General features: G+C 69.3%; 27 protein-coding genes. 14 read left to right on the top strand and 13 right to left on the bottom strand.

Annotated elements, in window-relative coordinates; genetic code table 11:
• The first annotated feature begins 92 nt into the window (after positions 1-92).
• The 7 genes from LBW94_RS43495 (at position 93) to LBW94_RS43525 (ending at position 8580) form a co-directional block, all read left to right on the top strand.
• Positions 93-395: a hypothetical protein gene (locus tag LBW94_RS43495; RefSeq protein ID WP_225061558.1), complete on the top strand. Its 303-nt coding sequence runs from the start codon at positions 93-95 to the stop codon at positions 393-395.
• Positions 395-640: a hypothetical protein gene (locus tag LBW94_RS43500; protein WP_225061559.1), complete on the top strand. Its 246-nt coding sequence runs from the start codon at positions 395-397 to the stop codon at positions 638-640. The genes LBW94_RS43495 and LBW94_RS43500 overlap by 1 nt, the downstream gene beginning before the upstream one ends.
• Complete coding sequence (locus LBW94_RS43505) at positions 637-1101, top strand: WhiB family transcriptional regulator (protein WP_225061560.1); 465 nt, start codon at positions 637-639, stop codon at positions 1099-1101. The genes LBW94_RS43500 and LBW94_RS43505 overlap by 4 nt, the downstream gene beginning before the upstream one ends.
• Positions 1101-3050: a type IV secretory system conjugative DNA transfer family protein gene (locus LBW94_RS43510; RefSeq protein ID WP_225061561.1), complete on the top strand. Its 1950-nt coding sequence runs from the start codon at positions 1101-1103 to the stop codon at positions 3048-3050. The genes LBW94_RS43505 and LBW94_RS43510 overlap by 1 nt, the downstream gene beginning before the upstream one ends.
• Positions 3047-3763 (top strand): DUF4913 domain-containing protein, encoded by a 717-nt coding sequence (locus LBW94_RS43515; protein ID WP_225061562.1) that lies wholly within the window; start codon positions 3047-3049, stop codon positions 3761-3763. Before LBW94_RS43510 ends, LBW94_RS43515 begins: the two co-directional genes overlap by 4 nt.
• Positions 3763-6708 carry a toprim domain-containing protein gene (locus LBW94_RS43520; RefSeq protein WP_225061563.1) on the top strand — a complete coding sequence of 982 codons (2946 nt, stop codon included), beginning with the start codon at positions 3763-3765 and terminating at the stop codon, positions 6706-6708. Before LBW94_RS43515 ends, LBW94_RS43520 begins: the two co-directional genes overlap by 1 nt.
• A 78-nt stretch (positions 6709-6786) precedes the next feature.
• Positions 6787-8580: a hypothetical protein gene (locus LBW94_RS43525; RefSeq protein WP_225061564.1), complete on the top strand. Its 1794-nt coding sequence runs from the start codon at positions 6787-6789 to the stop codon at positions 8578-8580.
• 103 nt (positions 8581-8683) lie between these two features.
• Here LBW94_RS43525 and LBW94_RS43530 read toward each other — a convergent pair whose 3' ends face one another.
• Positions 8684-8914 carry a hypothetical protein gene (locus LBW94_RS43530; protein WP_225061565.1) on the bottom strand — a complete coding sequence of 77 codons (231 nt, stop codon included), beginning with the start codon at positions 8912-8914 and terminating at the stop codon, positions 8684-8686.
• 240 nt (positions 8915-9154) lie between these two features.
• Between LBW94_RS43530 and LBW94_RS43535 the strand changes: the two genes are divergently transcribed.
• Positions 9155-9325, top strand: a complete 171-nt coding sequence (locus tag LBW94_RS43535; protein WP_225061566.1) for a hypothetical protein — start codon at positions 9155-9157, stop codon at positions 9323-9325.
• 60 nt (positions 9326-9385) lie between these two features.
• On the opposite strand, the gene LBW94_RS43540 is transcribed toward LBW94_RS43535, so the two are convergent.
• A complete protein-coding gene (locus LBW94_RS43540) occupies positions 9386-9793 on the bottom strand; it encodes a hypothetical protein (RefSeq protein WP_225061567.1) in 408 nt (135 codons plus the stop codon).
• 6 nt (positions 9794-9799) lie between these two features.
• Positions 9800-9979, bottom strand: a complete 180-nt coding sequence (locus LBW94_RS43545) for a hypothetical protein (RefSeq protein ID WP_225061568.1) — start codon at positions 9977-9979, stop codon at positions 9800-9802.
• Positions 9980-10108: 129 nt separating this feature from the next.
• On the opposite strand from LBW94_RS43545, the gene LBW94_RS43550 reads away from it, so the two are divergent.
• Positions 10109-10579, top strand: coding sequence for a hypothetical protein (locus LBW94_RS43550; protein WP_225061569.1), 471 nt, complete (start codon positions 10109-10111; stop codon positions 10577-10579).
• A gap of 671 nt (positions 10580-11250) precedes the next feature.
• On the opposite strand, the gene LBW94_RS43555 is transcribed toward LBW94_RS43550, so the two are convergent.
• Both LBW94_RS43555 and LBW94_RS43560 read right to left on the bottom strand, forming a co-directional pair.
• Positions 11251-12252 (bottom strand): hypothetical protein, encoded by a 1002-nt coding sequence (locus LBW94_RS43555; RefSeq protein ID WP_225061570.1) that lies wholly within the window; start codon positions 12250-12252, stop codon positions 11251-11253.
• Positions 12253-12522: 270 nt separating this feature from the next.
• Entirely contained in the window at positions 12523-12714 is a 192-nt protein-coding gene (locus LBW94_RS43560; protein WP_225061571.1) for a hypothetical protein, read from the bottom strand.
• 97 nt (positions 12715-12811) lie between these two features.
• Between LBW94_RS43560 and LBW94_RS43565 the strand changes: the two genes are divergently transcribed.
• The 3 genes from LBW94_RS43565 to LBW94_RS43575 all read left to right on the top strand — a co-directional run bounded on the left by LBW94_RS43565 (position 12812) and on the right by LBW94_RS43575 (position 14604).
• Positions 12812-13159, top strand: a complete 348-nt coding sequence (locus tag LBW94_RS43565) for a PadR family transcriptional regulator (RefSeq protein WP_266273577.1) — start codon at positions 12812-12814, stop codon at positions 13157-13159.
• Positions 13160-13162: 3 nt separating this feature from the next.
• Positions 13163-13666 (top strand): hypothetical protein, encoded by a 504-nt coding sequence (locus tag LBW94_RS43570; protein WP_225061573.1) that lies wholly within the window; start codon positions 13163-13165, stop codon positions 13664-13666.
• A 260-nt stretch (positions 13667-13926) separates the two neighbouring features.
• A complete protein-coding gene (locus LBW94_RS43575) occupies positions 13927-14604 on the top strand; it encodes a recombinase family protein (RefSeq protein ID WP_255635098.1) in 678 nt (225 codons plus the stop codon).
• Between the two features lie 90 nt (positions 14605-14694).
• On the opposite strand, the gene LBW94_RS43580 is transcribed toward LBW94_RS43575, so the two are convergent.
• From LBW94_RS43580 to LBW94_RS43605, 6 genes are all read right to left on the bottom strand, one after another.
• Positions 14695-15465 carry a sigma-70 family RNA polymerase sigma factor gene (locus LBW94_RS43580; RefSeq protein ID WP_225061574.1) on the bottom strand — a complete coding sequence of 257 codons (771 nt, stop codon included), beginning with the start codon at positions 15463-15465 and terminating at the stop codon, positions 14695-14697.
• Positions 15462-15752: a hypothetical protein gene (locus LBW94_RS43585; RefSeq protein WP_225061575.1), complete on the bottom strand. Its 291-nt coding sequence runs from the start codon at positions 15750-15752 to the stop codon at positions 15462-15464. The genes LBW94_RS43580 and LBW94_RS43585 overlap by 4 nt, the downstream gene beginning before the upstream one ends.
• A gap of 620 nt (positions 15753-16372) precedes the next feature.
• Positions 16373-16510 (bottom strand): hypothetical protein, encoded by a 138-nt coding sequence (locus LBW94_RS43590; protein WP_225061576.1) that lies wholly within the window; start codon positions 16508-16510, stop codon positions 16373-16375.
• Between the two features lie 403 nt (positions 16511-16913).
• Positions 16914-17237: a hypothetical protein gene (locus tag LBW94_RS43595; RefSeq protein WP_225061577.1), complete on the bottom strand. Its 324-nt coding sequence runs from the start codon at positions 17235-17237 to the stop codon at positions 16914-16916.
• A 227-nt stretch (positions 17238-17464) separates the two neighbouring features.
• The gene (locus LBW94_RS43600) at positions 17465-19579 is read right to left on the bottom strand and encodes a tetratricopeptide repeat protein (RefSeq protein WP_225061578.1); all 2115 of its coding nucleotides are present in this window, start codon (positions 19577-19579) and stop codon (positions 17465-17467) included.
• A 56-nt stretch (positions 19580-19635) separates the two neighbouring features.
• Positions 19636-20031, bottom strand: coding sequence for a hypothetical protein (locus tag LBW94_RS43605; RefSeq protein ID WP_225061579.1), 396 nt, complete (start codon positions 20029-20031; stop codon positions 19636-19638).
• A gap of 692 nt (positions 20032-20723) precedes the next feature.
• Here LBW94_RS43605 and LBW94_RS43610 point away from each other — a divergent pair.
• Positions 20724-21260: a hypothetical protein gene (locus LBW94_RS43610; RefSeq protein ID WP_225061580.1), complete on the top strand. Its 537-nt coding sequence runs from the start codon at positions 20724-20726 to the stop codon at positions 21258-21260.
• 179 nt (positions 21261-21439) lie between these two features.
• Here LBW94_RS43610 and LBW94_RS43615 read toward each other — a convergent pair whose 3' ends face one another.
• The gene (locus LBW94_RS43615) at positions 21440-21739 is read right to left on the bottom strand and encodes a hypothetical protein (protein WP_225061581.1); all 300 of its coding nucleotides are present in this window, start codon (positions 21737-21739) and stop codon (positions 21440-21442) included.
• Positions 21740-22561: 822 nt separating this feature from the next.
• Here LBW94_RS43615 and LBW94_RS43620 point away from each other — a divergent pair.
• On the top strand, positions 22562-23824 hold the full coding sequence (locus LBW94_RS43620; RefSeq protein WP_225061584.1) for an IS110 family transposase: 1263 nt from the start codon (positions 22562-22564) through the stop codon (positions 23822-23824).
• 152 nt (positions 23825-23976) lie between these two features.
• Here LBW94_RS43620 and murJ read toward each other — a convergent pair whose 3' ends face one another.
• Positions 23977-25542: a murein biosynthesis integral membrane protein MurJ gene (gene murJ / locus LBW94_RS43625; RefSeq protein WP_225061582.1), complete on the bottom strand. Its 1566-nt coding sequence runs from the start codon at positions 25540-25542 to the stop codon at positions 23977-23979.
• Positions 25543-25756 lie beyond the last annotated feature (214 nt).

Here is a 25756-nt window from a genome sequence, read left to right on the forward strand (position 1 = left end):
CGGCTGGCGTCGAACCAGATCCGCATCGATCGCGTCGAACTGCGGAGTCTCGCAAAGCCCATCACGCCGACCGCGGACGAGGGCGTGGCGTGATGAGGCTGCTACCGACCAAGTGGACGCCGGAGATGTGGGCACGTGCTGCTGCCCCTGCACTGCCGCGCGTGCAGGTGACCCCCAACCGCCGGATGGTGGCACCCGGAACCCCGCACCTGGCCCTGTACGTCGGCGACGGCCGCTGGGTCGTCTCCTGGCTGCCCGGCCGCCAGTTCGAAGCCGGCGACACGGTGGCGGCGCTGCGGATCGCACTCGCGCCGGACTGGCCGGACGTCGAGCAGTGGGCCGCGCAGCTCGGTTTGACTGCGGCCGAAGCTCGTTCGTTCGTGGCGGTGCCGTGATGACCCGCCACGAACTGGAGACGCAGGTCGCTGTCCCGATCGTGATCAACGCGGGCGGGGTGGCCGGAATCTTCGTCGGCTTCGGTGCCGGGGTGCTGCTCGCGCTGCTGGTCTGCATTGCGGTGTGCTGCACGAACTTCGGCGACGGGACGAAACCGGCCGGAGACGTCATGCCGTCGCCGACGACGTCGAGTTGCGAGCCGTTCTGCGTGCCCGCGACCGAGGTACTCGGAGGTGCCCGGTGAGGCGCGCGACGGTATCGCGAGAAGCGGTGCAGTGGAAGAACCTGGCATGCGCGGATGTGCCCCCGGATACGTTCTTCCCGATCGATCGGGCTGGGGTGCTGGCGGCCCAGGCCGTGTGCGCCAGGTGCCCGCTGCTGCGCCAGTGCGCGGCCTGGGCGAAGACCGCTGGCGTGACCGACGGGGTGGTTGCCTCGGTGCTGATGCCGACTCTCGGCGCGGACCGTAAGACCTGGAAGGCGGTCGGGGAGCAGCTCGACACCGTCGCCGCAACCGGTGTCCCAATGGAGTCCGGGGCTGAGCGCAAGCGCCCGATGCCCTGGCGGGAGCCGGAGTTCCAGCACCGCGTAGCGGAGCTGCGTGACGGTCGGCGACTGCCGTGGGAACGGATCGTCGAGGTCGTGGGCGCGTCGCGGGAGACGGTGCGCCGCGCCTACGACGCCTACCTGGCGGCGGTGGCGTGATGGATCGCCGTGTGTCGATGCCCGGCGCGGATCAGCCGGGGGAGTACCGGGAAGCGATCGGGATCGCCGCGGTGACGCTGGGTACGCCCGCGCTGGTCGAGGTGGCCGGCGCCGCGTTGTGGACCGCGCCCGCCTTCGGCGGCCCGCGCCAGTCCATCCCGTTCTCGAACCCGGTGGGGCTCGGGTGGGAGTTGTTCTCCACGCACGAGCTGGTGTGGACGCCGGCGGCGTGGGCCGGGCTGGTCACCGACATCGGTGTCACCGCCGCCGGAGTCGCTGGGACGGTGGCGGGGGTGACGTGGGCGTGCCGTCGCTGCCGGACCGCGCGGGCGGCTCGCGGCAGGACCGCCGACGAGCAGAAGCAGAAGCAGGCCGCGCCGGTGCGGACGTTGCAGCGGGCCCCGAAGGCGTTGCCGCAGTTGCCGATCGATGCGCAGGCGCAGTTCCTCGCCCGCGATATCGAGTTGGCGGACCTGATGTTCGAGGCGGTCGCGGCGAAGGCCGCCCGGTTGGGTGTGGCCCGCGGTGCGATGAACGCGCCGGGGGTGTCGATCGGCGAAACCCTCGGCCGGCGCCAGGTGCGCCCGGAGATGCTGTACGGGTCGTTCGAGGACCTGCATCTGGCGATCATGGGTCCCCGCGCGGGCAAGTCCAGCAGTTACGTGATTCCGGCGTTGATGGAGTCGTGGGGTCCGGCGATCGCCACGAGCAACAAGCGCGACATCGTCGACGCGACCCGCGAGTACCGGGCCGGGCTCGGGGATGTGTGGGTGTTCGACCCGCAACAGGTCGCGGGCGAGACCTGTGACTGGTTCTGGGATCCGATCGCGTGGGTGACCGGCACCGACGGCGGCGCCGACGCCCAGGAGCGGGCCGCGAAGCTGGCCGGGCATTTCGCCGCCGGCGGGGATGAACGCAAGGACGCGTTCTTCGACGGCGAGGGGGAGGAACTGGTCGCGGGCCTGATCCTGGCCGCGAGCGTGGCGAAGAAGCCGATCACGCAGTGCTTCCTGTGGGTGACCGATCCGGGCGAGGACGAGCCGATCGAGATCCTGCACCAGAACTACCCCATGGTCGCCGCGGCGCTGCGGGACCAGTACACCGCCCCGGACCGGCAGCGCTCGGGCATCTTCTCCACGGCCAAGAAGATGATGGCCTGCCTCAAGTACCAGAAGATCCGTCCCTGGGTGTGCCCGCCGGAAGACGGTGATGCGCAACGTATCCCGTTCGACGTGCGGGCGTTCGTGCGGTCGCGGGACACGTTGTATCCGCTTTCCAGGGAGGGCGCGGGTACGGCGGGGCCGCTGATCACCGCGTTGACCGCCGCGGTCGCGGCCGCCGCCGAGGACGAAGGGGTCCGCTGCGGCGGCCGGATGCCGGTCCCGTTGACCATCGCGCTGGACGAGGCCGCGAACATCGTGCGCTGGACCGAGTTGCCGAAGCAGTACAGCCACTTCGGTTCTCGCGGGATCGTGGTGCTCACGATCCTGCAGTCGTGGGCCCAGGGTGTGCGCTGCTGGGGCGAGGACGGCATGCGGGCCCTGTGGTCCGCGGCGAACATCCGCACCCTCGGACCGGGCCTGGCCGACGCGCCGTTCCTGCGCGACATCTCCGATGTGGTCGGCGGCCACTACGAGCTGGTCTCGTCGTTGTCGCGCAGCAAGGGCACCGGGAAGGACTCCCGATCGACCTCGACGTCGTGGTCCCGCACGACCGAGGTGACGCTGACCCCGTCCGATCTGGCCGCGATGCCGCCCGGCCGCGCGCTGGTGCTGGCGTCCGGGCACCGGCCGGCGTTGGTGCGGCTGGTCCCGTGGTGGGACCGCGACTACGCCGACCAGGTCACCGCCTCGTTGGACCGCCACGACCCCGCCCGCAACCAGCACTCCAGCCAGGCCGACGGGTGGAGCGCACCGTCGACCTCCGACGGTGAGGACGACGACGAATGACCACCACGACCAACGGCACCGGCCCGCAGAACGACGACCCGGAGCAGGCACGGCCGAGTGAGCCGGAGCTGAACGCGGCGCTGGCCGAGGCGGTCCGGCACGCGATCGGGCAGCGGGTCGCCGCGTCGGCGAAGGACATCGCGACCGCGGTGTTCGAGGAGTTCCTGACCCCGGCGGTGCTGGAGCAGATGCAGGACACCGCCCGCAAGGCCGCGCAGGAGGCGGTCGCGCCGGCGCCGACACCGGAGGAGACCGCCGAGGAGGAGCAGAAACAGCTGTTCTACCCGAACGTCGAGGCGTTCGTGGAGAAGTTCCTCGCGGTCGTCTACGCCCGGGAGGTCGTGCGAGCCAGGGCGGACACCGACATCAAGTGGTGCCCGCAGTGGCACGACCACCCCGAGGCAGCATCCCGGCTCGGCGCGATGTGGCGGGCCTGGGAACACGCCCGTCTCGGCAAGACCAGCGAACTGTCGTCGTGGTGGCGCGACCACGCCGACCACCACATGGCTGTCCTGATGTCGCCGGACGGGCCGTTCAAGAACTGTTCGATCGGCAAGGGCAAGCACGCCGTACTCGATCCGCTGCCGCTGGAAGCCGCGACGCCGGGGTCGTTCGACGACCCGTTCGAGGTCGTGGACGTGGCGGCCGAATCGAGCCTGGTCATGGTCACCGGTAGCCCGCGCCGGGGCACGGTCGTGGCGGAGTTCCCCTGATGTCGGCCTCCACCGCCCGCCAGGGCAGCTTCGAGACGATCGTCGCTGCCCTGGAACGCACTGTAGGGCAAGGAAAACCGTCGGGTGCGTGGACGAAGTTCTGCTGCCCGGTCCACGAATCCGGTGGCGGCCACCACAATCCGTCGCTGGGGGTCAAGCACATCCCCGGTGAGCAGCGCACCAAGGTCCGCTGCTTCGCCGGATGCGACGACAAGGACGTACTGGCCGCCCTCGACCTCGAGGTCCGGGACCTGTACGACAACCCGATCCAGCGCCAGGCCGGCAGCCGCGAACGCCAGCGCGCACCGCGGGTGCATCCCCGGAAGGTGTCGGCATCCGACCGCGCGATCGACGCGGCTGGCCTGCCGCTGACCAAGCCGCGCCGGGATCTCGGCGCCCAGCAGTCGGCATGGAAGCAGGTCGCCGCCTACCCGTACATGACCGCCGACGGGGAGATCCTCGGCGAAGTCGTCCGGCGGGAGGCGAGCTTCGCCGGTGGCCGGGACAAGAAGTTCCACCAGCACCGCTGGGACTCCGAGGCCGGCCGGATGGTCGACGGCGGATTCCCCGCGGTGCCGTTCGCGCTCCCGGCGGTCCTCGACGCTGTCGCAGTCGGTGAACCGATCTATGTGGTCGAGGGCGAGAAAGACGCACTGACCGCGCAGCGGGCCGGGCTGACCGCGACCACCAACGCCGGCGGCGCGCTCAGCTGGAGCGACGATCACGCCCGCTGGCTCGACGGCGCCGTCGAGGTCGTGATCGTCGCCGATCGCGACGCTCCCGGCTACCGGCGTGCCGAGCGGGTCATGGGCTCGCTGCGGGGCCGGGTGCAGTCGGTGCGGGTCGTGCAGGCCGCCACCGGCAAGGACCTCACCGATCATGTCGACGCCGGTCACGACATCGACGAACTCGACCCCATCCCTCACCTGGACCCCCACACCGTTGCGGCCGCTTCTTCGCCCGGTGTGGTCTCCCCGGCCGCCGGGCCGGTTTCCGAGGCCCGCCCACCCACCCAGCCCGACCACGTAGGAGGCCCTGTCGTGCCCGTGATCATGCCCGACCCCGAGAACCATCCGCACATCCACGACGACACGATCGACCACGTCTCGGGCCTGTTCGGGCGGGTGGTGCAGCAGCTGATGCAGCAGATCATCGGCTTGGCGACCGCGGCCGCCGACCGGCGCCGCCGCGAAGCCGAGATCGCCGCCGCCGACAGCGAGAAACGCGCCGCCGAATACCAGGCTCGCATCGACGCCGAACGCCGCAGCGTGGAGACCAAGCTCGCGCAGATGCAGAAGATCGGCTGGGATCGCCTGTCGCGCACCGAGATCGCCGAAGCACTCAAGGACTCGGTGACCTGGGCCGAGGACTCGCCGGTCGCGAAGCGGATGTTCGCCGAACTGTCCGGTCACATCCACGACCGGTACGGGGTGCACATCGACACGATGTCGCTGCACGCGGTCGTCGCCGCCCCGGACTCGGTCCGCGACCAACTCGCCCACATCGACCAGGCCCGCGCCGTCGCCGCCCGGGTCGCCGATGCCCGCGACCGGATGGTCACCCTCGTCGCCGGCGCCGGGGGGATCGACGAGTCCGCGAAACCCGGCTTGTACGAGGCGATCGACGCCTGGAAGAAGAACCCCGGCGGGCACTCGCTGGAGGGTTTGACCAAGAAGCTGAAGTCCGCCGGCGTCGACGCGAAGACCACGGCGAAGGTGCGGTTCGTGGCTGTCTACCTCGGCGCGCCGGACGTGGAGGTGCCGTTGAAGCATCTCGGCGCGGTGGCCACGAGCAATCCGGCGGCGGAGTTGCGGCGGGTGGGGGAGCCGCTGGTCGACCTCGGTGACGAGGCGAAGCATCGGGTCGACACGATGCTGCTGGACTACCAGACCCGGCTCAAGCACGGCCTGGACACCCAGGGGGTGCGGGATCGGCTGGCCGACGCGGTCCAGGTCATGACCCCCGAAGATCAGCAGACCGCCCGGGCCCGCGGTGTGGAGATCCGGCGCAACCCCGGCAAGGCCTTCGATCCGATCTGGCCCGATCACGTGGACCGCGAAGCTCTGGGCGAGACGATCCGCATGTACGCGGCGATGGCGCCGCAGGTCGAAGCGCGGGAAGCGGTCGAGGACGGTCTGGATCCGGTGTGGGCGGCCGAGCAGCGGGAACGGGTCGCGTTGCAGCGCCGCCAGATCGACCGAGCCCTGTCCCACGGCCAGGGCCTGCACGAGTACGAGAAAGACCAGATCCGCGCCGTGCTGCGCGACGTCGAGGCCGGGATCACCGACGCGGTGCCGGAGATGCTGTTCGCCGACGACCGCACCGCTGCCCAGGTCGACGCACGGCGTGGCGACCGCATCGCCCGCGCAGCGACCGGCGACCACCGCCGTGACCTGCACAACACCCTGCACGGGCCCGGTGTCCCGGCCGGGACCGCCGGGTGGGTGCGCGACGAGGTCGACGCGGTGCTGGCCGCGCACACCCAGCTCGCCGCCGGCCAGGTCGCGCTGCCGGACTACGAGAAACTCCTCGCCCGCATGGCCGCCGTCGGTGTCCCCGAACCGATCCGCAACCGGGTCAAACACCAGCTCGACGACGGTTCCCGAGACGCGGCGACCGTCGGCAAGCAGGCACACCGGATCCAGGACGTCTGGGCCGAACGCCGCGAGCTGGTTGCCGCCGCCCGCTCCGGCGGCGATCCGGTCGCCTACGACGGGCCCGCCCGCCGCCAGGCCACCGCCGACCACCTCGCCGGAGTCGGACTGTCCCCGCAGCAGGTCGCCGGACGCATGGCCGTCGACGCCGGCCACGCGCATCCGGCGCAGGCCGCCGTGCAGTCCACCCCTCGTCCGCAGCTGCAGCCGCGCACCACCCGCTCCGGCACCGGCATCGGCCGCGCCACCGGGCGGCGCCGCCCCGGCCCGGAGAAAGGCCGCGGGATCTGACCCGCGCCACCCCGACGGCACCTACCGACCCGGGTCCGGGATTGGCCGGACCCGACACCAGAGAAAGAGATCACCCTCATGTCCGACACCCCCTCCTCTACCGCCGCCGACCGGTCTTCGCATGGTCAGCGGCTCGCGGCCCTGTACACCCGCGTCGCCATCCACCAGGCCGCGCAGCAGCGCCGGGACCTGGACCGGCTCAACGACGCGCTCCTGTCCCGCGACTTGTACGAGTCCGATACCGATCCCGAGCGGCAGGTCTTGGACCGCGAGATCGGTGAGGTCCGCGACCTGGCTTACGACCGCCTGGTCGCCGACGCGCTGTCCGCCGGTCCGGAGACCGATATCGCCCGGCTGGCCACTGCCCTGGTGTGGTCGGCCGGGGACGACCCCGAACTCGGGGAGGCCGCCCGCGGGTTCGTCGCCGAGCGCGTCGAGAACCTCGCCCAGAACTGGGGTATCAGCCTCGATCGCGGCACGGACTTCACCACCTGGACCGTCGGCATCGACCCCGAGTTCGACGCCGCCGCGGTACAGCAACTGCGGCAGGCGCGGCTGGTGCAGGCACGTGGCATGTACGCGGTCGACGTCCTGACCGGGATGGGTGGCCTGTCGGAGGCGGAACTCGCCGCGGTCGATGCGTACGCGCTCGCCGATGAGGTCCTCTACCCCACCAGCGACACCGGCGCGGTCGTCACCGGCGTCGCGCAGCGGCGGGCGGCACTGTCACAGCGGCTGGAACAGGAGCGGGTACCCGAGTCGCGGCGCCGCGACATCGAGTTCGTGGTGGACTACACAGCCGGTGATGTTTCCGCCCACGACCTGCGGCAGTCCCCGGCGCTGGTCGACCCCGGGATCGAGGCCCGCGGCCGGATACAGGACCTGTTGCGGTCCTTCGCCGCGCACCACGGCGCCAACGCGGCCGAGATCGCCGCGGAGATCTCGGTGATGTCCCCGTCCGACCAGGAACGTGTCCGGTCCGCCGGCCGCGCGATCCGCGACGAGCGCCCCGGCGATCACACCCGGATGTGGCCGGATCACGCGAACCGCGGCCGGATCCAGCTCACGCTGGAGGAGTTCGTGGACGCTACCCGCGATGTCGCCCGCTACGCCGATGCCGGCGCGGACACCGAGATCGACGAGGTGCTGCTCGACCGGATCGCCGACGCCGAATACCACCGGTCCGGCCTTCAGGACATGATGACCGGTGAGGGCCTGCACCCGGCCGAGGTCGCGATGCTCGATCTGACCATCGAGGACATCGACCAGGGCCGGGTCACCGACCCCACCAGGCTGCCGGAGCTGATGTTCCTCGACGAACGCACCAAACGCCGCGTCGACCTGGAACGCCACGACCAGGCCGCCGAGCAGATCGCCACCACCGGCGAACGGCAGGTCATCGACCTGCTCAACCCGATCCTGGACCAGCCGGTCCAGCACCAGGCCGACCTCGACCGGCCCTTGTACGACCTGGCCGTCGACATCCAGTCGATCGGCCTCGGCACCGGGACCCGCAGCGACCACACCCAGACCAAGCAGCACTACGACCGCACCATGGGCGAGTTCGGGGTGGCGCTGCGCGATGCCGGGGTGCCGGTCCCGACCCGGATGCAGGTCCGCCGCGTCCTCGACGCCACCGCCGAGACCGCCTACGACCACGGTGCCAGCCGTGCTCAGCGCGAGCAGGTGTGGGACGCCAGGCTCCACGCCCCCGCCCACCAGGCCGCCGTCGCCGACGCGGTCGCCGCCGGCCACGCACACCCGCCGGGCCGCGCCTGCACCACCCGCCCCGACATCACCGCCGGAACCATGACCCCCACCGGGCCCGGCGCCCGAATCTCGCGGCTGCACCACAGCGAGGTCGGGCGATGACGGTCAGCAAGATCGCGACCATGACCGTCGAATAACCCCGAAATCTGTTGCCCGCGTACGTCAGTGGCCCCGGAGAATCCTCCGGGGCCACTCGCATGCACGGTCACCCGAGCAGCAGCAGGCTCGCCATCACCGCCGCCAGCAGCACCGCGACCGGGATCAGCACCAGCAGCCAGACGACGTCCGGGCCGCCGTCTCGGTTCCACCAGACGCGCAGCCACGCTCCCCACCCGCGCAACCGGATCCGCGGTAAGGCGTTACGGCGCAAGTCGAATCCCCCGTCGGCCGCGAACCGCATCACGCGTTGCCGCGCCTCCCACTGGGCATCCGACATCAACCGGACATCCCGCCGGACCGGGGGAGGAGGCTCACGCCGATAGGGGCACGTCGGTATCGCGTGCGAGGAATACACGCACCTCGGGTTGTAGCACGCGAACTGCACCCGGCACCTCCCCTGTCCAGTCGCCTCGGCGCCGCCGTGAGCGCATGCCCCCGGCGGCACCGGACAGCGAACCGGCTCACCACAGTTCGACGCCACCGAGCCGGGATCGGTTCCCGGTGTTCCCGGGAAAGTATGCGGTGTCCTGCAGACAGTGTCCTGGCCGCTCGTTCCCTGTACACCGGATATCTCACCGCCGACCCCCGCTGGTGGACGCCCGCGGCCGTCGGCCAGCAGCGCGGCTCGGTGGTCATCATCGGCGACGCAGCACCGGAACCCGAGGCCGCGCTGGCGATGTTGGAGTAGGGTCGCGCCGGTTGGGTGCGGTCCCGAATCGAGATCTGGTGGGGTTTGTGACAGCCGGAGTCAGTCCTCAGCGAGGTACACCAGCGGGGCCTTGGCGGGCAGCCGCTGCTCCACCGGTGCCCAGCGTTCCGAACTGAGCGTGGCGATGCCCATGTCATGGGTGCGCGCGGCGAGCAGCGCGTGAGCGGCTGCGGGGTCGTCGGGAACGAGTTCGAGCACTTCCGACAATTCCAGCGCCGCGAGAGAGTCGGCGACCGGTTCGACCTCGGTGTTACCCATGGCCTCGATGATGCCGAGTAGGTCGCCGCACTGCTCGAGCGTCAGGCGAGCGTAGGCGTAGGCGAGGGTGACCGCCGGGACACAGACACGGACGGCGCGGGAGTCCAGAGCGGCCAGCAGGGCCGCCACGTCGTGGTTCCCCTCCCCCAGAGCTGCCAGGACCGTGTCGTCGAAGACGTAGCCGAGCACGGGAGGCTAGGACACCTTCCGGTCGTGCAGCCGCTGTACCAGCATGTCGGCGGTTTCCTCCGCCCACGCCACCGCGGCGGCATCCTGGCTGGCCTCGGCGATCCGGGCCATGCCTGCCGCGCGGGCCTGCTTCAGGAACGAGTCGTCGCGGCCTACAGCCCGCCGCATGGTGGTCTCGTCGTTCATGTCCGCGACTATATCTCCGGCCAGAGACATAGTCTCAGTACAGAGACGTCCCAGCGCGAGGGTGGTGCGATTCAACCGCCTCGCCCAACGCCCCTACCCCCCGTCCGGCGGCCGGTCTACGCTCGGCCGGTGACCGAATCGTCCACGGGCATACCGGAGATCGAGCACCTCGTCATCCACACCGCGATCGTGGGCACGACCCCGGTGGTGATCCTGCTGCCCCGGGTCCGCAGCGTCCACATCGCCCCCACCGGTGCCCTGGTGACCAGCGACGCCTGGACGGACGAGTTCCGTGCGCGCGGCGCCGTGCCGCTGCGCGACATGGCGTTCGCGGGCGCGCGGACACCGGGCTGGCGGATCACTGTCGACGCGGGCCTGTCGGCGATCCGGATCGCGGGCCCGGCCGGGCTGGGTGTGGTCGGTGCGGGCGAGCTGGTGTCCGATCCGTCGTGGCGCCGTGCGGTCGAGCGCGACCTGCGCGACCGCGGCGGCCTGGTCGTGGTGACCGGCACCGCACAGTCCACCGAGCCGGAGGCGGCGGTGGAGATGATGGAACAGGACCGCGCCGTGTGGATCCGGGCGGCCGTCACGGTCCGCTGACGCGGGCTCCACCGGAGAATCCCGGCACCTCCACCGCCGCCTCATTCGCGGGCCCGAAACGAGAAGCCGGGTGATTTCGGGGGCTGTACCACAACCGCTTCCGTGATGCCCTGGGTCCACGCCGGGGCATCACTGCGTTAGCGCCGGATTCCGGCCGATTGCGCCACTACCCCGTACCCGAGGGATGTTCTGCTGCTGCGAAATTGGCGGATCTAGAGTAGGTACTGGCCTACGAAGATACTTGTGCCAGCAGTGTGTGTAGTACGGCTGAGCATACGCAGATCGGCGTAGCTGCTCTTTCCCTCACGGATCATGTGGGGGAAGACAATGCCCTCAAGGGCGATTGTTTCGACCTCTGCAAACGGAGTAGAAGTGGGCAGCTCAAGCCTGAAAGAATGCTGCTTCATCTGATGCATGAGATCCTCCTTATGAAGTTGTTTTCACCTGATTGCCAGGGCATTGCGATGTAACAGAATAGCATCGATGTCGCTGAGCCGCCGAAACCATGTGACGCGCAGCACGTTCAGCTAACCTGAGTCAGTTCGCCCGCTGCACTTCAGCCCAGTCAGCTTCGCAACCATCCCTGTATGTCCGCGCAATCGGCCGGAATCCAGCGCTATCACGAAAGCGGATGCGCCACTACCTCGTTTCGGACCGAAACCTGCTGCCGTTCAGCAATTCGGTTGCAGTGGGTAGCACCCGCGCCAGGTCGGCGCGGGTGGCTTGACCGGTGGTGGTGTGGGTTCTTCTGCCGCAGGTGGCGGCGGAGCGGCGGGCGCGTCCTGCACGGTGGCGATGGGCGGGCTCTGCCCCGTGCGGGGCTTGTCGCTGGTATGCATCGGCACCAGTAGCCACAGGCCGAGGCCGATCACGGCGATCACGGCTGCCACCGCGATCAGCGGGCCAGTGCGTTTCCGCTTCGGAGACTCGGGAACGGCGATGTGCGGCACGGGGTCTGGCGTGGGCAGATACCAGTCGGGGCTGGGGGTACGCCCGAGATCGGGAGAAGGTGGCACCAGCGGCACCAGCGGCACCGGCCGCGGCTCGGGCCGGGGGTGTGGAGCGGCTGGAACAGGGGACGGCGTCGGAACCGAGCGGAGAATCGGGCGAGGCACCGGCGGAGCGCTGGGCGCCGGCAGCATCGAGCGCAGTTGCTCGGGGGCGGCGTCGGACCCCCAGGGGAGCTGGCCGCGGCGGATCAGCAAGTGCCGTATCTCGATATCGCCCTGCCGCTCGATACGGAACCGGCCCGTGGAGTACCAGTCGTCGTAGTAACCCTTGCCGCTGTGATGGCGGCCGCCACACTGACAGACGCAGTCCCACACTGTGTCCGGTCGCCCCTTCGTCTGGCAGCTGTAGCTGCACTTCATCGTCGGCGAGATCTGCAGGCACATATCGACTTCGCCGTATCGGTCGGCCATCGCCGCGGCCACAGCGAGCATGTGTTTGGCAGCGAGGTCCCACACCTCCGGCGGGTCGGAGTCGTCGTGCTGCAGCGGCACTTTCGCACCCACGACCGCGCGGAGCCAATCTTCGTTCGAGTGGCCCCCGTCCGGCAGGTACACCAGCAGCCGGCCGCTGCCGAACTTCGGTCCGTTCCGGCCCTTACGGCCTGCGTTGGGCTTGTCTTCGACGCGCACGAGCGTCCGTTCCAGCCAGGGCTGTTCCGCCACCGCGATCCCCTTCGTCCCCTCGGCGGCGCATCCCGTCACCGGCCGAGACGTGACAGCGAAATCCAGTGTGCGCCCTCACCCCGACAATCACGGCGGCCCAGAGCGGGCTCGGAGGTATGCAGGTTCCAGCGGGGCCGCGGGCCATGGAAGGGCTCGGCATCCGGCAGAAAGTCACGCTGAGCGGCCGGGGCGAGTCCACGGCGTCTCGGATATCGACTGCCCGAGCGCGATCGCAGGCATGGTCGCGGTTCCGATCAGGCGGTTGTTGGGTTAGGCCAGCAGCGCGAAGAACGCGATGCCGAGCCCGGTAACCGCGCCGTAGGCGCTGAAGCCGTAGAGGGTGGCTTTGAACGGGTTGGTTCCGCCGCGCCAGGACAGGAATCCTCCGATCAGCCCGCAGATGGCGGCGAAGGCCAGCAGCAGGGCGCACGCCATCCAGAACAGGGCCGATCCTGCGAGCATCGCGCTGCTCTGCCCAGCAGGCTCAGCGGCAGATTCCATAAAATGGCTGTTCATGGCTATATAGATATACATAACTGCCCAGTGTAGACTAGAAAGCATGGCGGATAGGGTTCGGATGACTCTGCAAACGCTCGCGGTGCTACGAGTGCTACTCGTGCGCCCGCCGGCAGAGAACTTCGGATTGCAGATCGCGAAGCGCTGCAATCTGCCGACCGGCAGCGTCTATCCGATCCTTGCCCGCCTGGAGACCGCCGGGTGGATCACCAGCGAGTGGGAAGACATCGACGAATCCGTCGAAGGACGTCGCAAGCGGCGGGAGTATCAGCTCACCCAGGACGGCAGCGCCCGTGCCCGCGCTGCCCTCGTCGAGGCACAGCAGACACTCGGCGAGGGGCGTGCGGCGCTGGGTGAAGATCCGGGTTCGAACGCGGCGTGGGGGTTTTGAACTGTGACGGGATCCGGCGACCGGGTGGGTAGCGGCCTGGAGTACTTGCTGGTGGCTGCGGCTGTTCTGGTTCTGCCGCGTGGCCGGCGGGACCGGTGGCGTCGCGAGTGGTACAGCGCTCTCGACGAGCTACACGCCGAACGGCTGCCCACACTCTGGTTCGCGGTCACCGCGCTGCCGAGCATGGTGTCGATCCGCAGAGCGACGCGTGAACCGCGACTTCGGCGAATCCTGTCGCTCATGGAGGACATGGCCGAAGATACCGGACTCGGCCTCCCCGCCGTCCGTCTCACTGCCGTCAGCCTCCTTTTGCTGCTGGCTTCCGGAGCGCTGCTCTTCGCAGGTGAAGTTTTCGATTCGCCGGCCTTCATCGACACAGCTCACTGGATGTGGCTGCCCGCGATTGTGTTCCTGCTCATCGCTAATGAACTGAGCCGCTCCCGTCGGCGCGCACTTGTCACTCGTGCGAGAAAGAGCCTCGCCACCGAGTCTCCGTCGGTCGGGTAAGCGCCGCGCCTTCTCGTCGGACACCTCAAGCACAGCCACCGATTGAACGCTGCCCGTGGTGCACCGCTGCAGCCTCGGTGTTGTAAACCGATCCTTTTCCGACACCCTCCCAGTGGCGTCGTCGACCGTCACGAGTCGCGTGGTCACCCGCGCGATGAGGTGTCGAAAAAAGGTGTCGCACGAGAGGTTGTGTCCAACAAGTCTTGTCGGCCCTTTCTCCTACACTCGCTCGGGTGACCGACCTCGACATCGCCCCGCAGTTGTCCCTCGACGGTGACGCGCTCGATCCGGTCGGCGGGGGCGATGCCCTTATCGGGTACGCGCGGGTGTCGACCCGCGACCAGAACCTCGACCGGCAGCACCGCGCCCTGGAGGCCGCCGGCTGCCAGCGGGTGTTCGCGGACAAGAAGTCCGGGAAGAACGCCGAGCGCGAGGAACTCTGGGCGTGCCTGGACTACTTGCGCCCCGGCGACACCCTCGTGGTACCCGCCCTCGACCGGCTCGGCCGGTCCATGCAGGACCTGCTGTCACTGGTCGCCGGACTCCGCCGCCGCGGCATCGGGTTCCGGTCCCTGCACGAGGCGCTGGACACCACCACCCCCGGCGGGCGGCTGGTGTTCCACGTCTTCGCCGCGCTCGCCGAGTTCATCCGCGAGTTGATCGTCCAGGGCACCCACGAAGGCCTCGACGCTGCCCGCGCCCGCGGGCAGCGGCTCGGCCGGCCCCCGGCGATGACCGACGAGCAGATCCGCCAAGCCAGTGCGCTGCTGGCCCGGCCGGAGGAGACGGTGTCGTCGGTGGCCCGGCTGCTCGGGGTCTCCCGGTCCACGATCTACAAGTACGTGCCCGCCCTCGAACCGGCCGTTCCGGCACTGGCGATCGAGCGGCCGGACCCGGATCTGGAGAAGTACGACCAACTGCTGCCGTCGCGCCGGTAGCCGCGCCGCACGCCGCCGCCGATCGGTGTGGTGGCCGAAGCGGCTGCGTGTACAGCTACCGGCTCCGGGACCTGTTCGGTAGCGCCGCGGTCAGAGGTTGCGGAGTCCTTCATGTCGCTGGATCAGCCGTGCCCATCGGCGTTCGACCGCTTTGGGTGTGAGGCCGAGGATCTCGGCGGTCTCCGTGTGCGAGTATCCCTCTGCCTTGGCCTGGACAACCGCGCGATCTTGTTCCGGCAGGGTGGCGAGCCAACGGTGAACGAGATCCTGATCGGCGACGAACTCCGCAGGATCTCCACCGTGTAGCCGCCCGGCTTGTGTCGCATCGGCGACGGCCTCCAGTTCATTGCCGAACGACGTCTCGGTCCTGGACCGCCGGAAACGTTCTCGGTCCAGCTTCCGGAGTCCGTCACTCAGCGCGTAGAGGCACCCTCTGATGAAGTATGTGCGCAGGCGGGCACCGCCATCGGGATCCCAGCCTGTCCTCTCGCGGGCGCTCTGCCGGAACTTCACCAGCCCGTCGACAATCGCCGAATTCACCACCCCCTCGCGGAGGGCCGGATCTGCGCGCAAGTCCGATCGCAGCTCCTCCGTCACGAAGACCCCGAAGTCCCGCAGTCTGAATAAGCCGTCCTCGGTCCGCATCCACGAACTCAGAACGGCCAGGCCGTAGTGCGCCAGCTGGTCCGCCACCGCATCCCACTTCGGCCCTGCGAAATCGTCCTTGCGCAGCGCTTCGAACAGGTCCCTTTCGCCCCGGTTCGCCAGCTCGGCAAAAAGGCGTCGAGCGTCGCCGGCCCTGTCGTTCGTCTCGTCGGACGGACGGACGTCCCGATCCCGGTCGAGGGCGGGCACGGTCACTCGCTTCCCGACTGATCCTGGTATTCGTCGACGACCCGCTTCGCCTTCCGTGCGAATTTCCACAGGGATTTGACCGATGCCGACCCGAGGTCGAGCAGCATCCACGCCCCCACCGCGGCGGCCAGCCCATACCCGCCGCTGTGTACGGCATCCCAGGGCGCTGCGCTGCTGGCCACCACGTCCACTGCGAGAAGGGTGCCTGTCCAGCGCTGCCGACGAAACGCTCGGTCGAGCCCGGTGTGCTTCGCCACCGGGTTGCCCTCGCCGAGCGGAAAGAGAACGATCACGTTCTGACTCCGCGTCTGTCGATGAGCTCACCCGACCCCGCACTCCGGCCAAGGGTTCGATGTCGGGCAAGCGTGTGTAGTTGTCCGGGCAATCATCGCGCCGTCGCACCGGCAGAACCAAGCAACCCGTCCAGGCTGTGGCGATAATCACCCTCGTACGGATGCGGGGGATGGACACCTGTGGTTCACCGTACGAGCCGCCACCACCGCCGAGTCGAAGAAAGTGGCGAAACCCCGGGTAGCGGCACTGCGCGCAGCGTGGCGTTTTATCGCCAGACACGCAAAACCAGCTGCGCGTATCGGGCGCCACCCCCTCGATGTGATGTAACTCACCCTCGATCTGATGGGGGTTACAGATGCTACCCCCACGTAGAACCCTTGTAGATGCGGATGACTTCGCGTCTGTCGATATGAGCCGCCGCCCGCACTCCGGCCAAGAGATTCCGGGCGGCGGCTCGACCACTCCGGGCCCGGCTCCACGCTCCGCCGGACATGTTCGACTTCCAGGCCGCACCAGCATCCGTCGGCCGATCCCGCGCCCTCACCGCGGTGCTGCGACGCGCAGATCCGCTCCGCCCGCGCCCTTCTCGACCGGCCGGACGAAGCTGTGTCGCCGGTAGCTACCGCTCCGATTCGGGCACCGCGTAGCGCAACGGGATGTCGACCTCGTCGAAGTCGCGCGGCGCCGCCCGCGGCCGCACGATCAGCTGTCCCTGCGGGTCCTTCCATCCGGCGATTCGGATCCGCGGTGGCCGCACGCAGGCCGAGTTCGGGCACCTCAAGCTTGGGGCTTCCCGCGAGGCGGTAGAGGACTCGAAATTCCATGGCGCTCCTGATGTCGGAGTCCGGGCCGTTCCAGGGTGCGCCCGAAGTTGCTGGCACGTGGCCGGATTGGGTGGCTTTCGGCGAATCCCGATGTGCCGGGCGCGGACCGGGAGCACGATCGATGCCATGTCCGAGACTCCCTGGTTCAAACGGCTGATCCCGCGCCCGGGACCGCAACCGGTCCGCGACCCGGCAGGACCGCCGACGCTGGTCGTGGACGTCGACCTGTACCCCGGCGAAGCAGGCCCGGGAACCTGGACCGCCGAGTGGGGCCTGCTCGACGAGCAGATGGTCGACGAAACCACCAGCAACGACCTCGTCGATCACGCCGCGAGACTAGCCGGGGTCCTGGCGGTTCCGCCCTGGGGTGAGCAGCGCGGTGCGTTCGTCCTCGGTCAGGTGCAGCAGCACGATGGCGTTCCAGGGTGAGTCGCGGGCGTCGATCCACCGGGCGGCCTGAGTTTCCCGCAACAGGGCTTCCCGGAACAGGGCCTCGTCGCGCATCGGGGCCGCGAGCAGCGCGGCGCCGAACTCGCGCATCTTGTCCGCGCGGATCGTGATCGCCCATCCGATCTGCTTCGGCTGCCCGGTGAGCTCGGGCCAGCCGGCGGCGCGGGCGGTTTCGGCGTTGGCGGTGTTGATGGCATCGTGCACACCCATACACCGATAGTGCGCGCGGGCACCGACATCCGTTGCGCGGGTACCGATCCCGGAACTCGGGGATGGAACGAGGGCACCGCCGGTAGGTGAACCTTATCGGCGGTCAGCGCCACCGATAACATGCCAGTCGGGCGTGAGCCGGTGGCCGAGATCAGGCCGGACAGTGGCGTTCCAAGCCGTCTCACCAGAGACGACGCGGTCCTCGACCACGAGGTCCCTCATCTGGGTTACTGGCCGGTCTGCAGGCGATACTCGGCGGCTTCGGCGTGTCGGCCGAGGGCATCGAGGATGTCGGCGAGCGTCGTGCGTGCGCCCGCCAGGTCATCCGCGAATACCTCTGGGTACCTCGTGTACAGCTGCCGGTACTTGCTGACTGCCTCCTGCGCCGCGGTGTGGGCGGCGACCAGATGCTCGCCGAGTCCGCTGCAAACCGATGCATACACCCAGAGTGACCACGCGAGGTCGGGTTCGTAGGCGGCGGGGTTGGCAGTCGCCAGCCTCCGGTAGACGGCGACGGCTTCCTCGGCAGGGACCAGGGCATCCTCACGCCGACCCACCCCCGACAACCAGGCCCCGAGGTTGCTCAGCGCCGCAGCGAGGCTGGGTTCATGGGCGGCGGGGTTGGCGGCCGCCAGCCGCCGGTAGACGGCGACGGCTTCCTCGGCCGGGACCAGGGCATCCTCACGCCGACCCACCCCCGACAACCAGGCCCCGAGGTTGTTCAGCGATGTAGCGAGGTCGGGTTCATGGGCGGCGGGGTTGGCGGCCGCCAGCCGCCGGTAGACGGCGACGGCTTCCTCGGCCGGGGCCAGGGCGTCCTCACGGCGACCCACCTCGGACAACCGGATCCCGAGGTTGTTCAGCGACATGGCGAGGTCAGGTTCATGGGAGGCGGGGTTGGCAGTCGCCAGCCGCCGGTAGACGGTGACGGCGTCTTGGGTGACGGTGAGTGCCTCATCCTGTCGGCCGGCGTTGGCCAGCCGTAGGGCGTGGCGCATTTGGTGTCGGGCGTGCACGGCCGGGTCGTCGTTTGCCGGGGCGCCCGCGCTGGTCAGATTGTGTTCGACCAGGCGGATCGCCGCCTGGCGGAGATCCTCGGGTGGGGCAGAAGTGCGGGCACGCCGCTCGGCGAGCCGGTGTACCAGCGGGTGGAGGGCATATCGGCCTGCAGATGGTGCGTCGGCCAGATTCACCTCGACCAGCCGGCGCAACTGCTGCCGCGCGGTTCCCGTGTCGATGCCGGCCACCGCCGCGGCGGCCTCGACATCGAACACCGTGCCCGACGGCAGCAACCCGAGCAGGGTGAACGTCCGGGCCAGCTCCGGTGGCAGGCGGTCGACTGAGTACTCGAGCATCGCGGTGATGTCGCGGTCACCGTCGTGGAACTGCTCCAAGTCGACCGTATCGGTCGGCCAGGGCTCGCTGCGCAGCACTGCGGCGGCGATCCGCAGGGCGAGGGGCAGACCGTGGCATGCCGCCGCGATCGAAGCGCGGACTGCCTGGTCCGGCTGCCGGTCCGAGGGCAGGTCGGCGACGAGTTCTTCCAGTAGCGTGGCCGCGACCTGCGGTGGCAGCGGGGGAACCCGTACGCGTACGGCGTCGTCGAGCCCGTTGAGGTTACTGCGGCTGGTGACCAGCACCGCGGTCCGCCCGCTGCTGGGCAGCAGCGGCCTGACCTGGGCGGCGTCGAGGGCATTGTCCAGCACCAGCAGGGCCTGCTTGTCGCTGAGCTGTTCCCGCAGCAGGGCAGTGCGATCGTCCGAATCGGCCGGTACGCCTATGGAGTCGAACTTCAGCCGCCGCAGCAGCCTGCTCGCCGCTTCCCCCGCTCCCAACGCTGAGCCGGCTGCGTATCCGTGCAGGTCGATGAACAGGCACCCGTCGGGGAACTGCGAGTCCAGCGTGCGGGCAGCCCGGATCGCCAGTGCCGTTTTCCCGACCCCGGCCAGTCCGGACACCACACACAGCGCCGGAGTACCGGCGTCAGCGGTCAAAGCGTGTCCGACACTGCCAAGTTCGGTGTCTCTGCCGTGCAGCACACTGACATCGCGCGGCAGGTCATTGACACGCGCGCCGCCCGCGGCATCCCTGCGCTGCGGCCGAGCGGTACGCCGTGCGACCTCCACCCGATCACGCAACGTGGCCAGGCGCCCTGCCACGGCACTATCGAACTGGAACTCGTTGAGCATGCCGTCCAGCGCGGCGGAACTGGGCAGCGTCGTCCCGTTCAAGTAGGCGTAGAGGCTTCCTGCGGAGATATTGAGCCTCTTGGCCAGCTCGCGGCGACTGACAGCCCCTTGCGTCTTCTCCGTGTGCAGAACCGCCTGGTTCAGCGCGGCCACGAAATCCTGGAGCACCGAGTCCGCGTCGACGGCATTCGATCGGGTGGTCCCCACGGTCAGTGCTGACCTCCGCCGCCGAAGTACGCCTGCGCGGCCCGCAGCAACCGCAGGACGACCTTCTCGTCGCCGCCACCTCGGGGCTTGCCCGGCAGCATCCGCGACATGATGCCGACCACGAGTAGCAGCGTGCCGGGGATGGCCAGCTTCACTGTCACCCCGACCAGAACCAGGCCGAAGGCGAACAGCAGCGCGGCGGCCACCACCAGGACAATCGCGGTGACCAGCGGAGCAGTCCACGGCTGATGATCCGGGGAAGAGCGACGTGGCGACCGCCGGTTCGATTGCCGGGCAGGCTTTCCCAGCGCCGAAGCGACCGGCCGCGCCTCGGTGACCACCGGCGGGTCGAGTCCGGCCAGATCCTCGCCGCGGTGCGGTTCACGCTCGATGGGCATAGATGTTCCTTCATCAGGTGATGAGGGAAGCCCTGGACGGTGCCCTGAACACGGCCGATGCAGCGCGGTGTCGCGTTCGGCATGCGCGGCACCGCACTTCATTGGTGCGGCCGCGCCGAGATGAACTGGTCCCGGACTTCCGCGTATGGCATGCAGTCATCGAAAACCGGCAGTAGGTTGGCGTCCGCACCACCGGTCTTCCACCCGGCCACGCTGACGGGTGCCCTCATCGTCATCGATCGCCGCCGCGGAATCCAGACCTGAGCGGGACTCGGCCAGGCGGTGGCCGGAAATCGTTGGTTCCCAACGGCATCTCCGGCGCCGCGACAGGACCGACCCGGCAAGCCCTGTCAAGAGTTTTCCAGCGTTTTCCAGTCGACCGCGACTTGAGTGGGCAGGACGAACAAACTCGACTATCGAGTGCCATGGTGTGAAAACCACACTCTCCCGGTCTGACGCAATGGCATGCAGTCACCTCAGGGATTCGGCGGTCGCCCGTTGGCGTCGGGCACCGCCACACGTATCCGGGCCCGAAATCCCTCGGTGGGACTTCGGGCCCGAGCGCGATCGGGATGTCGAAGTGCCCCTCCTGCTATCGGCGAGCACCTCGAACGCATCCTCGATCCCGCGTGTGAGGCGAGGACCGGCCAGGCGGCTGCCGACCTGTGTGCCGCCGGTCATACCATCAGCTCATGGCGACGAAGCGGTTCGATCAGCTGCCGATCCGAGCGAGGACCGCGGGGTGCGCGCTGATCGCAGGGCTGGCTATGGCGGCATGCGATTCCACCGGCTCCTCAACGGCCACGGTGACGACGACTCCGCTCGATGAGTCCGTGACCGTCACCAACAAAGACGGAGTCAGCGCCAGATACACGCTGAACAACTACCGACTCGCGCCCGAACGCCTGACCGGATCGGGCCACAAGGTCGTCCTCGACGTGACGGTCACCAACACATCGTCGGTGCCGTTCAGCTACAACGAGGAGAACTTCATTTGGACCTATCCGGCCTGCGGTCCGATCGGTGATCACGTGCACCTCACCGGACCACGACCCGACGAGAACTACACGTCGTTCATGCCGCCGGATCCGCTACGGCTTGGCACCCTCCAACCAGGTGAAAGCGCCAACGGGTTGGTGATCATGCAGGCTGGGTCCAAAGGGCCATACTGCCTGTACGTCGATCTCGACAACAATTTCTCGATCCCGTGGGAACTGCCCGAACGCTGAGAAATCCTCCGAAGGTACGGCTATGCCGGGCCGCGGCGGCGCTGCCGGCAGGAGCACACCGAGGTGTCGCCGGGGGACGAAAACCGTGGACCCGAGCCGAGTTCCCAGCCCCGCTCGCAGCCGGGGCCTTCGCCTTTCCACAGATGGACGGTGATCAGCCGTCGCGGGCGCGAGTTGTTCTACGCGGCGCCGGGGTGCCGGTCGAACAACGGCAGCTGCCCCGGGCCACCCGCGGTCGTCTCGACACCGAGGACCCGCAGGCATCGCGCGCAGGTAACCTCGGCCCGGGTCGGGTGCAATGCATCCGGGCTCCACCCGGCGACCCCGGTGTGGCAGATCAGCTCCGGGACTTCCTCGGCGCCGATCCACTGCCCGAGTTGCACGGCGTGCACGGTGCGGCCGTTGCGGACGACCGCGTGTACGCCCGGATCGCCGAACGCCACCCGGGCGGCCGCGGCGACGGGACTGATGTCGGTCATGGTCGCGACGATACGGACACTCCCCGACAGCGCAGCCGATTCGCGCGCGGTACCGCGGGACCGAGTCCGGCCGGCGGCGCGCTCTCGGGATCCGCGATCGGCTGCGCTCGGGGTCTGCCCGTTCGGCAAACCCCGCTACTCCCGTCCAGTCTTCCTCTGCCGTTCCCCCCGGCCGGTCTTCCCCTGCTGCCCTGGGTCACCTGCGAACCCTCACAGGGCCTCGCGGCACTTCCCCCGGACACACCAAATCTCTACTTATCTCCGAACGATCCGGAATCCCGGTCGGGGCGACAGGATGCTCGGTCCGGTGGTGTCGGATCGTTCGGTCCGGTTGCGGTGACCCCTTTGCGCGTCCTCAAGGGCTTCGAGCCCTCGTGTCAGGCGGCGGGCGCCGTGGCCGGACCGGGTTGCGGCTGGCCGTTTGATCGACGTCTGAACATGACCCTGGGGCGAGGACCCCTGACAACAGACAGAGCGCGATCCGGTGGTGCAGCTCCGTGGCCTCGACCCCTGAAAATCTCGTGGACCGCGAGTCCTTATGCAAGACAGTGGGCGAGGTGGCGGATCTCGGCCGGGCAGGGCGTCGGCACGGTGTGTCGGCCCTGCCCGGCCGTCGTCTTCGACTGGGATAGCCCGTGGTTCGAGCCCGCCCGCACGATCGGACGCCCCCTTTGATGGTCGTGAGCCTTCGAGCTCTGACGCAGACCGGCGCCGTGCGGGTGAGCTGGGATCGCGGACAGCTCATCGGAGGCCAGCCCACAGAGGCTTGTAAGTAGGGCGCTGCGCGTTCCCGCCCGGGTTTCCGGACCAGCAGAAACACACCTGATGGAGGATGGATTGAACCGATACTGCGGCGTGGACTGGGCCGAAGGCCATCACGATGTCGCGATCGTCGACAGCGAGGGAAAGCTGGTGTCCAAGAAGCGGATCGGCGACGACCCGGCCGGGTTCGGTGAGCTGACGCAGCTGCTGGCCGATGCTGGCGACACCGCCGAGGACCCGATCCCGGTCGCGATCGAAACCCCGCGCGGGCTGATGGTCGCCGCGCTGCGGGCGGCGCGGCGGCCGGTGTTCGCGATCAATCCGATGGCCGTGGCCCGCTATCGGGAACGCCACAGCGTCGCGCGCGCCAAATCCGACCACGCCGACGCGGTGACCCTGGCCAACATCCTGCGTGTCGACGCGCACCTGCACCGCGCACTGCCCGCCGACAGCGAGCCGGCACGAGCGATAGCGGTGCTCGCTCGCGCGCAGCAGGACGCGGTCTGGCGGCGCACCCGCGCGGGCAACGAGCTACGGTCGCTGCTGCGCGAGTACTACCCGGCGTTCCTGCACACCTTCGCCGCCCGCTCCGGCACCAACCTCGCCAGGCCCGAAGCCCGCGCCGTCCTGGCGATCGCCCCGACACCAGCGCTGGGTGCGAAGCTGACCCGGGCCCGTGTCGCCGCGGCACTGCGCCGCGCCGGCCGCCGACGCGGTGTCGAGGCGCTCGCCGCCGAGATCGTCGAGGGCCTGCGCAGCCCGCAGTTGCGGCATCCCGGACCGGTGGAGCAGGCGATGGGCCGCCAGGCGCTCGCGCTGCTGGCGATGCTCGATGCCGCGTGCACCGGCGCTGATGACCTCGAACAGGCTGCCGCCGAACAATTCCGCAAGCATCCGGACCACGCCATCATCACCAGTTTCCCGGGCCTGGCCGATCTCACCGGCGCCCGCGTGCTCGCCGAGATCGGCGACGACCGGAAGCGATTCGCCGACGCCCGGGCGTTGAAGGCCTACGCCGGATCCGCCCCGGTCACCCGGGCCTCGGGCAAGTCGATCTCCATCGTGCACCGCCGCGTCAAGAACGACCGCCTGGCCGCGGTCGGCTGGGTCTGGGCCACCACCCTGGTCGTGCTGCCCGGGCCCGGCCAACGGCACTACCGGCAGCGGCGCGAGCACGGCGACCGCCACGCGCCCGCGGTCCGGCACCTGTTCAACAAGGTGCTCGGTCAGCTCCACCACTGCCTGCAGACCCGCCAGCCCTACGACCCGGTGAAAGCATTCGGTGGTCCAGCCGCTGATCCTCCACAGGCCGAAGCGGCTTGACGGTTGCGAGGACACCAACACCCGGCTACGGGAACTGGCCGCGAAACTCGTCACCGCCGCAACCTGGTTCAACGGCGTCTCCGTCACCGTCAACGAACACCCCGACCCACCCGACACCTGACCCACCCCGCCCGGCCCGCCGCTACCCTGAGTCAGGGTGTGAGTAGCGCTCGGGCGGTACGGATTTCGGGGATGCCGATCATTTTGGCGGCGGCGAGGAACGCGATCGAGCCAACGAGGGTGCCGCCACCGAGGGTGACCAGTTGACCGGCGACCGGTCCGGTGCGGGTGTGCTCGAGTAGTGCGACGGTGGCCAGGCAGCCGGTGCCGGCGATGACCGTGGCGGCGGCGGTCCGGTTGAAAGTGCCGGTGACGGTGGAGAATCCGAGCAGCCCGTATCGGCGGCGCAGCAGGATGTGCCCGGCGACGGCGCCGGCGAGGTAGGACAGTGAGGCGGCGACGCTGAGCATCACGACCACCGCCCGGTCGGGCAGCACCGTGGCTGCTACGGCGATGGTGGTGATCTTGACGGTGACCATGGTCAGGTTGAGGAGGGTGGGTGTGCGGGTGTCGTTGCAGGCGTAGAAGATTCGCATCTGCAGCATGACCAGTGCGAACGGTGCCAGCCCGAACGCCGAGGAGGCGATCGTGATACCGATCAGGCGCGCGCCGGCGGGGTCGACGCGGCCGGTGAACACGAGCGTGCACACGATCGGGCCCAGCAGCACCATCGCCACGGTCATCGGAATCAGTGCCACCGTCAGGTAGCGGGCGCCGCGGCCGAGGTCGGCGAGCACGGCGGCCCGGTCTCCGGCGGCGGCGGAACGGGACAATCGTGGCATCAAGACGGTGAGCAGCGATACTGCGAGGATGCCGTAGGGGACTTGGAACAGCAGGTCGGCGTAGGTGTAGACGGAGACGCCGTGGTGGTCGAACGCGATCCGCATCGTGACCGCGACCCCGGCCTGGCTGATCAGCGCGTAGCCGAGCAGCCAGCCCAGCAGCGGAACCGCCCGCCGGACCGGCCGCCACGTGTACGGGATCGGCCGCACCCGCCAGCTCCACCGGAACCCGGTACGCCGCAACGCGGCCACCGTCCATGCGGCCTGCCCGGCGATCCCGGCCAGGGTGCCCACGCCGAGGGTCGCGACCTGCCCGGTGGTCATGGTCGCCGGGGTCAGGATGACCGGCCCGGGCAACGCCACGAACACCGCGCAGGTGACCAGCACGAGGACGTTGTTGACCACCGGCGCCCACGCGGCCGCGGTGAAACTGTCACGGACGTTGAGGACCGCCGAGGCCAGCACGGTCACGCCGTAGAAGAAGATCTCCGGCAACAGCAGATACGCGAATACGACGGTCAGGTGCCGCTGCCCGGGATCGGTGACGAAGACCCGCACGATCGGCGCGGCACACGCGACGGTCACCACGGTGACGACCGCGAGGGCGATCAGCGCGGCCAGCAGCAGTCGCTGGGTGAATTCGCGGGAGCGCTTACGGCCGTGCCGGCGCGCACGCGCCAGCAACGGCACCACCGCGCTGGCGAACACACTGCCCAACAGCAACTCGTACACCATATTCGGCAGATTGTTCGCCCCGTTGTACGCATCACCGACCACCCCGGCACCCAGGACCGCGGCCAGCACCAGCGTCCGCGCGAACCCGGTCACCCGGCTCACCACCCCCGCCACCGCCACCCGGCCACCAGCGCGCGCCAAGCCCCGACCACCGTGCGTCCGGTCGGCGCGGGACACATTCGCCACAGCCGACGGCTTGTCCCGGACCGCGCGGCGCGGAGTGCCGGCCGGAATCGGCAAAGGCTGGGTCGGAAAATTACCGTACTGGTCGTTCATCACTCCCACTTCCCCTCACCGGCCACGGTATCCACCGATGCTGCCACCTTTCCGGAACCGGCCCACTCACCACCCGTGC

This window comes from Nocardia sp. alder85J, assembly GCF_020176955.2.
Taxonomy (GTDB): Bacteria; Actinomycetota; Actinomycetes; order Mycobacteriales; family Mycobacteriaceae; genus Nocardia.

Coding starts and splice junctions, on each gene's coding strand:
- LBW94_RS43495 (WP_225061558.1), top strand. CDS start 93: ATGAGGCTGCTACCGACCAAGTGGACGCCGGAGATGTGGGCACGTGCT.
- LBW94_RS43500 (WP_225061559.1), top strand. CDS start 395: ATGACCCGCCACGAACTGGAGACGCAGGTCGCTGTCCCGATCGTGATC.
- LBW94_RS43510 (WP_225061561.1), top strand. CDS start 1,101: ATGGATCGCCGTGTGTCGATGCCCGGCGCGGATCAGCCGGGGGAGTAC.
- LBW94_RS43515 (WP_225061562.1), top strand. CDS start 3,047: ATGACCACCACGACCAACGGCACCGGCCCGCAGAACGACGACCCGGAG.
- LBW94_RS43520 (WP_225061563.1), top strand. CDS start 3,763: ATGTCGGCCTCCACCGCCCGCCAGGGCAGCTTCGAGACGATCGTCGCT.
- LBW94_RS43525 (WP_225061564.1), top strand. CDS start 6,787: ATGTCCGACACCCCCTCCTCTACCGCCGCCGACCGGTCTTCGCATGGT.
- LBW94_RS43530 (WP_225061565.1), bottom strand. CDS start 8,914: ATGTCGGATGCCCAGTGGGAGGCGCGGCAACGCGTGATGCGGTTCGCG.
- LBW94_RS43535 (WP_225061566.1), top strand. CDS start 9,155: ATGCGGTGTCCTGCAGACAGTGTCCTGGCCGCTCGTTCCCTGTACACC.
- LBW94_RS43545 (WP_225061568.1), bottom strand. CDS start 9,979: ATGAACGACGAGACCACCATGCGGCGGGCTGTAGGCCGCGACGACTCG.
- LBW94_RS43560 (WP_225061571.1), bottom strand. CDS start 12,714: ATGCTCGCAGGATCGGCCCTGTTCTGGATGGCGTGCGCCCTGCTGCTG.
- LBW94_RS43565 (WP_266273577.1), top strand. CDS start 12,812: ATGGCGGATAGGGTTCGGATGACTCTGCAAACGCTCGCGGTGCTACGA.
- LBW94_RS43595 (WP_225061577.1), bottom strand. CDS start 17,237: ATGGGTGTGCACGATGCCATCAACACCGCCAACGCCGAAACCGCCCGC.
- LBW94_RS43605 (WP_225061579.1), bottom strand. CDS start 20,031: ATGCCCATCGAGCGTGAACCGCACCGCGGCGAGGATCTGGCCGGACTC.
- LBW94_RS43610 (WP_225061580.1), top strand. CDS start 20,724: ATGGCGACGAAGCGGTTCGATCAGCTGCCGATCCGAGCGAGGACCGCG.
- LBW94_RS43615 (WP_225061581.1), bottom strand. CDS start 21,739: ATGACCGACATCAGTCCCGTCGCCGCGGCCGCCCGGGTGGCGTTCGGC.